The following is a 6,601-nucleotide window of genomic DNA, read 5'->3' on the forward strand; positions in this document are numbered from 1 at the left end:
CAAATATATATTACTTGTTTATTATTTTGTAAGTCTTAATATTGCCATCAATGTTTTCAACAACTTTAAACGAAGATGGCCTTGACGAGCCATCAGTATAGCGAGGTTCAATATTTACTTCAACTGATTTTCCATTATCTATAGCTTCCGACCATTTTTTCTCCATCTGTCCCCATTTGCCTTTGTGATAGTTATTCACTTGACCATCCATAGGAACCATATTTTCTTTACCTCCAGCACCTCCAAATTGATCTCCAATCAAATGCCCTCCATGATCGCCCGATAACCTTCCGTCACCTTTTCCAACTGTTCTTTGTGCATAAGGATTTCTGCCTCCCTTTACAGATTTAGAAAGTTTACCTTTAGCATTTATTATTCTGCCTTGAGCATCAGTTTTGTACTTATATCCATTAGCCTCATATTCAAGATTTGGCTTCAAACGTTTAACAGTAGTACCATCTTCTAAAGTAATTTTTTCAAATTCTGCTTTAGGAGCCTCATAAGCCTCCCCTTCACCCTCTTTCTTAGCACTTTCTTCCCGAGCCGTATTGGCATCTTTCACTGTTTCCTCATCGGCCTTCTGCTGCTCACCATCTTTTGGCTGCTCACCATCCCTCGCTGTTTCCCCATCCCGTACAGGCTCACCTTTATTTCCTTTCAGTTCTTCGGGGGCCTTATGCACCGGCGATAATAACAACGCCATCCCTGCAACATCCTGCCAGCTTGCATTGCCACTTAAAATGTTCGAACCCGAGTGGTACATCCCCTCTTCCATCCCAAAAACACCACGTCCTGCAGCACCCCAACCTGATTCGCCTGTATTTCCGTAATGTGCCAAACCAGCCTGTGTAGCAGTTACACCACGTAAACCAACTGCTGTTGCCGCTGTAGTAACTACAGTAGTGGTGCTGGCTCCTGCACCCGCATAACCAAAGGTAGCACCAATATTGCGAATTACATTCATCGGCGCGCTCCGGGCAAATTGCCAGGCCGCCTGACCAACACCACGCATACCACCACTGGCAAATGCGCCCGCTCCACCACTCAATGCGGCACCTCCCATTCCAATAGCAGCTCCGGCCATCATTCCCTCCATTAAACCACTGATGTAGTTAGATGCACCAAGTGCAATAGCCTGACTCCAGTTTTTAATTTCAGGCGCAAACGTAACTACTCCCCCAACAGGACAGGTCATCGTTTGGTTACCCGTGATGGTTTCAACACCCTGAATAATATAATTGTTTTTGCTACCTACCCACTTCCGGGCCTTGGCTGCCAGCTGACCGCAAAGCATGGTACCAATTACGGCTCCCCAGGCAGCTCCTGCCAATCCGGCCAAAGCACCCAATGCAATCAATGCCGCCCCACCTGTAGCCACCGTCATTGCAGCAATAACAACAACAGCCGCAGCAATAATAGCCATAATCAGCATCATTCGCGTACAGCCGAAATCTATCCAGCTACTGGTTGCCGTATCTTTAACGGTGATGAATTTTTCACCCGACTGTTTCTTTGTCGATTTCTGTATCGATTGAAATTGTGCAGGAACGGCGCCACAACTACATTTCCAGAAATCTTTCTCTGTGATGATCTTGTTGCCCATTGTTAACTTTTTTCTAAAACCTGTATACGTTTGATAAAACCCAACCTTATCCTGTTTCCCACCTCAATGGTTTTTACACCCAACGTTGTAATACTGAACCGATCTCCGGTATACCGTGCTTCTTTATTTTGAAAAGAGAAAAAATACGATCTGGAACGGTGTTTTCCTTCCAAATCCTCAGCCAAAGTGCCAAACCTCAAAACCGACTTACCAATGCGCCAGGTCTTTACCCACGTTTTTTCAGCCTTGCAATTTGATTTTTCAATTTCCATACGCTTAAATTTTATCGCTCCACTAAAAAAAGCTAAACTTGCTTTTTGAGCTTTCTGTCTCTGTAGATACCGGTTGCGGCACATCATTAGCATTTACCCTGCGATCGCTGTTTAAAGTGTAGGTTAACTTATTATATAACCGTGCTTCATCAGCAACCTCAGTTTTCGAAACCCTTGCCTCTTGTAAACGCCCTGTAACCGGATCGATCACCCTTTGTTCGTGTTGACTGAGTTCCGGTTTGAGGTTCGATAGCTCAATTTTTCCTTCAAATTGCCCATAAGCCGATTTGATAAAATCCTTATTTATAGCATTTGCAGGAAGTACAATAGTATCTACTTGTACCAAACCGTCACCACTTCCGCTAGCAACTGGTGTTATTCTGGTTTCTACTGTCCAATCTAATGATGTGGTATTAAAAATATTTGTCCCCTTTACCGTAGCTTTCATCAGCGTGTCACGGTTAAAAACCTGGCCAAAATAAAGTCTTAAAAATTCGTTGGCCTGAACAGCAATTTTGATCTTCTCCGGGTTATTAAAAATTTCGTCATTGAGGATAATGGCATCCTTCAGGGCATCATTCCCCAAAATATATTTCTCCATCTCTGCCTTCGTTTGTTTCCACTTGGAAAGCAGTAAGCCGATATTCAAAACTTCTAAAACTTCTCCCCCTGCACTAAGCAACAGGTGCAGCTCGCTGTACATCCTTCCAAAAATCTGGCTCACCTGAGCTACTTCGGTCACCAAAGGACTGTTGGCTTCAAGCACTACATTATCCAACTGGATCAGCCGCACTTCCAGCTGATCGGTACTCGCCTGCAATACGCTAAAATCGTAACGCAACTGCACCTTCGAATGGATATGAACGTCAACGCCATTTACCTCCGATTCGATTATAATCGTGTACTGATCGTTAAAAGGGCTTTTAACCCTTACTTTTGAGTCATCTAACATATCATTAGTTTATAAATACATCACCTCCGTCTATTTTTGTATTTCCACCTGTAACATGATTGGTACCGGTAATGGTGTTATTTGAACCAGTTATCACATTGGTTGTGGAGGTTATTTTCATATCCTGGGTATTTACATTAGTTGCCGTTCCGTTGATATCAATCTTACTTGATTTGGCACCACCCTTCTGCGCAATCTCTATTTTATCCGCGTGGATCGTGATCTGATCTTTCTCTAAAGTGATGGAAGACGAGCCATTAGTAAGCACCACAGTCTGACTGGAGGTAACCGTAACTTTATTCTGTCCGTCAACAATAATGTGGTTTCCGCCGGTCTTATCTTTAATCGTGATACCGCCACCATCATTCAATTGAACGGTATGCCCGCTTTTAGAAGTTAAGCTCTTACTGTTGTTACTTGCACTGCCACCACTTCCGCTTTTACCATGAAATACCGATCCCATTACAATAGGCCGCGCCACGTTTCCCTCTTCAAAGGTAACGGCCACCTGATCACCAATTTCAGGAATAAAAACAAAACCACGGTTTTTACTCACTTTGTCCGAGCTTCCTGCATCAGGTGTAATTACCCTCAACCATTCCGTCACATCATTCGTTTGACATTCCCATTTAAATTTAACCTTTATACGTCCCTGTCCCTGTGGATCATTATTATCCACCACATCGGCTAATTGCATATCAGGGTACGGAGTATCGTAATTCTTCACCAGCAAACGCTCAGTTGTAGAAACCAGCCCTTCAAAAGTATTGTGGTATTTTCCAGTGCCATCTATATGATGGTAAATACTGGTAATCAAAAACTTCCCTAAACTCTCTGTACTAAATGAAAGTTCCTTACGCAAACTCATTGATACCTCGGCAATAGCGCCAATCGCCAGCTGTGCATTATCACCACTCGCATTAACTTTCAATAACTCACTGATATTAGCCTTCTCCTCATTTTCTACATAAGTTTTAATATCCGAACTACTGTCTACCCTGATTAGCGAGGGTTGGTTAAAGGTTTTACTGTAAATAGAGTTCGAAGCCTGAATAGCATGTGCCAGATCCGGATGCCCGTCTGCCTTGCCTGTGCTTTCGCTCGATAACATCTCATCCTGTTTGGGATTATACGAGAACCGTTTGTTTTTAATCGGAGCAACTTCCATCGCATATTGAAGGTTGTGTACATCCCGTCCATAAAAAAGAGAAATAGATTGCTGCTCATCTGGCTTACCAAAATTAAGCTGCTCCCCATCGTAGTAAAACCATTCATGATATTCACCCGATAAGCGGTTCAAAAAATCGAAGTCACTCTCCCTGTATTGAATAAGATAATCAATCGGAGCCGTCCGGCTGGCGTTTGCAACAATTTTAAGGTCGTTCGCCGGCGTATCGCTGGTAGCCAGTTTTACAATATCATTTAAACTTTTTGCCAGATAAGAACCCAGATCCGGACCCCGGTCTATTAATATTGTCGGACTATAACCACTCACAATAATCACTCCGTGGTAGCCATGGCTCTGTGCCAGTTCCACTTTCGTAACCAAACCAGCAAAATTCTGTAGTTGTTCCCCGGCGTGCCCAAAAGAAGCCGTCAACGTTTTGCCAACAAAACCACGGCTGTCATCCAATGATATCAAACCAGGAGCGCCCATCTGGTCGTGGTTAAACCGCAACTCAAAATAATGATGGGCATTAAACTGTTGCTGTAAAGAAAAAGAAGCAAAGTGTGTAATCGCTTTACCCTCTATATTGATTTCTGTTATAAGCTTTTTTTCCATGATAATTTATTTTACCGGCCATTTCGCATAATATGCTACCGCTTTATACTTTCCATTCACCCTGCCAAACACAAAAGCAAAATAATTCTCGGCCTGAGTATTGCTTTCCGCATATTGCACATACAGTTCATAAAGTTTACTGCCACTATCAGTAAGTTTCTTAACCGATAAATAATACGGATCATCAGTTTTGTTATCTATCTCCGATAAGTTGTCATCCTTTGTAGCCGGCAACAGCCGCAACACATCACGGTTATAAATGGAACTTTTGTAAGTATTAAAATCCTGTAAACTAATTGGATCAGAAATATTACCGGTGCGTCCGTCAGGCAATTGCTGCTGGCCGGTGTAAAAGGGAAAGTGCATGCATTGCGCCACCGCACCAATGTTTTTAACGGCTAACTCCTTCTTAAATAACCTGAGGGCAGCATAAAAGTCCTTTTCATCATTAACTTTCGACTGCGTAACATTAGAGACAGCATGTATTTGCGTACTGCTTTTTTTACCCGGCTGTTCACATCCCGATGCGAAAATCGGCAGCATGTATAAAAAATATATGATCGCTTTTTTTTTCATGAAGGAATATTAATTAATGCCTGGCAATTCCAATCAATGCCCGCTCTTCCATTCTTTTCAGGATAACTGCCGAGCCCAGTTGTTTTGAAACGGCTTCGGCATCAAACTTTCCGTCCGCTACATATTTTCCTTTGGTATAATGGTTAGAATAGCTCCATAAATAAGGCGAATTGATACTATGGAACTTGAAATACCCGAAACCATTGTAGGCTTCCAGCTTTCTTAAAATTGTAGGCAGGTTCCAGTTCTGTATCTGATCAAACCGCATAAACTTCAACGCATCAACCGCGCTCTCTTCAAAAGTAAAAGGCGGCTCATGCCCTACCTTCGGTCGGTTCGCAGGAACCCTTACCGTATAATTTGTCAAAGGATCACCATTGTGAAGGTGTTTTTTGAACGAGAAACTACACTCCAGATAGTGTGCACAAGCTATAAAGTACCAGGGGATGTTTGAAGACCCCGAAGCAAAGTTTACCAGTGCAGTATCAAACGGATTTTTAAATTGAAATGGATTCTTAGGAATTCCCATCGAGAGCAAATCACTCTCCTCAGGCGATTTCAGACTAAAAAAATCACGTTGTGCACCTTCCAATTGAGGTGTAAATGAAAAGAAATTTACAGGTGGATTCAGATTCACCTTACCAGCAACAGCATCCGAAATTTTAGTGTAGATACTCTTATTGGCTACAACGTTATCATCAATTACCTTGTCTATATCGCCAATTTTGGTTGCATCAATAACGCAATCTTCAAAAAGCTTAATATATTCCAGGTCAGTAGGCTGTGATGGTTTTACCACAGGTCCTGCTTTCGATTTTACCGCTGGTTTGACATTTTTTTTCTTTCTCATAGGCTTGAGCGTAAATGAAAATCAAATCAACCGAAACAATTTACCAGAATGAAACGGAATCAAAATGCATTTAAAGGGGCCCTTAGATAACAGGCCCCTTCAAATGTTTTTACTAATGATTATGCTTTTGGCCAGTCATTCTCATGCTCGGCGTTACCCAGCTTTAGCTTTCTGGCTGAAACCACAAAACTTAAGGTCATCGGTGTATTGTCATTAACCGCAATGCCTTCATTATATTGGATGATGTAGCCGTCTTCAAACGACAGCTCTTTCATCTTCGCATCCTCTTCTCCTTTTTTAAATATGATATTGCCTGATAGTGGCTTGTATTGGTTGTTCACCATCGATTCGATCACCGAAGTATCCTCAGTCGACTCGATTTCGATATTAATGGTTCCACCATAAACACCAGACGACGGACGGCCTTTGGCGTCAACATCTCTGCTTAAAGAAAAGCTGCACTGTAATACATCAAATTCTTTTGATCCTAAATTTAAACGGGTTTTAAATGCCATGATAAGTTTTTTTTAATAATTGAAAGATAATAATTTTTGGACTTGAAGCT

General features: G+C 42.1%; 7 protein-coding genes. All 7 read right to left on the reverse strand.

Annotated features, from left to right (window positions below):
- Positions 1-10: 10 nt before the first annotated feature.
- On the reverse strand, positions 11-1,603 hold the full coding sequence (locus tag AB669_RS21715) for a DNA/RNA non-specific endonuclease (protein ID WP_053058530.1): 1,593 nt from the start codon (positions 1,601-1,603) through the stop codon (positions 11-13).
- A 2-nt stretch (positions 1,604-1,605) separates the two neighbouring features.
- The gene (locus AB669_RS20915; protein WP_047801311.1) at positions 1,606-1,875 is read right to left on the reverse strand and encodes a hypothetical protein; all 270 of its coding nucleotides are present in this window, start codon (positions 1,873-1,875) and stop codon (positions 1,606-1,608) included.
- A gap of 22 nt (positions 1,876-1,897) precedes the next feature.
- On the reverse strand, positions 1,898-2,827 hold the full coding sequence (locus AB669_RS20920; RefSeq protein ID WP_047801312.1) for a hypothetical protein: 930 nt from the start codon (positions 2,825-2,827) through the stop codon (positions 1,898-1,900).
- Between the two features lie 4 nt (positions 2,828-2,831).
- A complete protein-coding gene (locus AB669_RS20925) occupies positions 2,832-4,610 on the reverse strand; it encodes a type VI secretion system Vgr family protein (RefSeq protein WP_047801313.1) in 1,779 nt (592 codons plus the stop codon).
- A gap of 6 nt (positions 4,611-4,616) precedes the next feature.
- A complete protein-coding gene (locus tag AB669_RS20930; RefSeq protein WP_047801314.1) occupies positions 4,617-5,186 on the reverse strand; it encodes a hypothetical protein in 570 nt (189 codons plus the stop codon).
- 13 nt (positions 5,187-5,199) lie between these two features.
- Positions 5,200-6,036: a hypothetical protein gene (locus AB669_RS21720; RefSeq protein WP_053058531.1), complete on the reverse strand. Its 837-nt coding sequence runs from the start codon at positions 6,034-6,036 to the stop codon at positions 5,200-5,202.
- Between the two features lie 119 nt (positions 6,037-6,155).
- Complete coding sequence (gene tssD, locus AB669_RS20940) at positions 6,156-6,551, reverse strand: type VI secretion system tube protein TssD (RefSeq protein ID WP_047797262.1); 396 nt, start codon at positions 6,549-6,551, stop codon at positions 6,156-6,158.
- Positions 6,552-6,601: the final 50 nt, after the last annotated feature.

It is taken from the genome of Pedobacter sp. BMA (assembly GCF_001027745.1).
Taxonomy (GTDB): Bacteria; Bacteroidota; Bacteroidia; order Sphingobacteriales; family Sphingobacteriaceae; genus Pedobacter.

Excerpts from the sequence above, each read along its gene's own strand:
- AB669_RS21715 (WP_053058530.1), bottom strand. The coding sequence starts at position 1,603 with ATGGGCAACAAGATCATCACAGAGAAAGATTTCTGGAAATGTAGTTGT.
- AB669_RS20915 (WP_047801311.1), bottom strand. The coding sequence starts at position 1,875 with ATGGAAATTGAAAAATCAAATTGCAAGGCTGAAAAAACGTGGGTAAAG.
- AB669_RS20920 (WP_047801312.1), bottom strand. The coding sequence starts at position 2,827 with ATGTTAGATGACTCAAAAGTAAGGGTTAAAAGCCCTTTTAACGATCAG.
- AB669_RS20925 (WP_047801313.1), bottom strand. The coding sequence starts at position 4,610 with ATGGAAAAAAAGCTTATAACAGAAATCAATATAGAGGGTAAAGCGATT.
- AB669_RS20930 (WP_047801314.1), bottom strand. The coding sequence starts at position 5,186 with ATGAAAAAAAAAGCGATCATATATTTTTTATACATGCTGCCGATTTTC.
- AB669_RS21720 (WP_053058531.1), bottom strand. The coding sequence starts at position 6,036 with ATGAGAAAGAAAAAAAATGTCAAACCAGCGGTAAAATCGAAAGCAGGA.
- tssD (WP_047797262.1), bottom strand. The coding sequence starts at position 6,551 with ATGGCATTTAAAACCCGTTTAAATTTAGGATCAAAAGAATTTGATGTA.